The sequence below is a fragment of the Micrococcus sp. APC 4021 genome (assembly GCF_030407635.1).
GTDB lineage: Bacteria > Actinomycetota > Actinomycetes > Actinomycetales > Micrococcaceae > Micrococcus > Micrococcus luteus.
On the sequence record NZ_JASDCZ010000227.1, the window covers coordinates 1 to 960 of the forward strand.

The 960-nt window shown below is 75.0% G+C and carries 1 protein-coding gene; it reads left to right on the forward strand.

Features of this window, described 5'->3' with window-relative positions; translation table 11 throughout:
• On the forward strand, positions 1 to 772 hold a 772-nt coding region (locus QL983_RS11325), incomplete at its 5' end, for a 2-oxo acid dehydrogenase subunit E2 (protein ID WP_290153073.1).
• Positions 773 to 960 lie beyond the last annotated feature (188 nt).

Consider the following 960-nt stretch of genomic DNA (forward strand, 5'->3'; position numbering starts at 1 on the left):
GGCCGCCGCCGCCCCGGCAGCCGAGGCCGCCGCGCAGCCGGGCGCCGTGGACGGGCGGACCGGCCTGGCCGTCGTCGCCCGCACCCCGATCTCGGGGGTGCGCAAGGTGATCGCGGACCAGCTCTCCCGCTCGCGCCGCGAGGTCCCGGAGGTCACGGCGTGGCTGGACGTGGACGTCACCGCCCTGCTCGAGCTGCGGGCCGCGCTCAAGGCGAAGGACCCGGAGAACGCGCCCTCGCTGCTCGGCCTGATCGCCCGCTTCACCCTGGCCGGCCTGCGCCGGTACCCGGTGATGAACGCGCGCATCGAGGCGGGGGCGGACGGCAAGGACGAGATCGTGGAGGTCGACGGCGTCCACCTCGGCCTGGCCGTGCAGACCGACCGCGGCCTCATGGTGCCCTCCGTCGAGCACGCGGAGAAGCTGTCCGCGGACGAGCTCACCGCCGCGATCAACGACACCGTCAGCCGCGCCCGCGCGGGCAGGGCCGCCCCGGCCGAGCTCACCCGCGGCACGTTCACGCTGAACAACTACGGCCCGCTGGGCACGGACGGCGCCACGCCGATCATCAACGCGCCCGAGGTCGGGATGCTCGGCATCGGCCGGATCATCGACCGCCCGTGGGTCGTGGACGGGGAGATCGTGGTCCGCAAGGTCACCGAGATGACCGTGACCTTCGACCACCGCGTCACCGACGGCGCCACCGCGAGCGCGTTCCTCACGTTCGTGGCGGACTGCCTCCACGATCCGACGGCGGCCCTCGCCCGGATCTGATCCGCACGATCCCGGCCCGCCCCGACCCCTGACGAGCCCTGCGATGTGGCGGCCATTCCTCGCGGATGGCCGCCACATCGCAGGGCTCGTCGTCGGATGGGGGGCGGTGAGCGTGCGGGGAGGGGGGTCAGTCCGCGCGGCCGCGGCGGAAGGCCGTGCCGAGCGCGCCCCACAGCAGGACCGCGGGG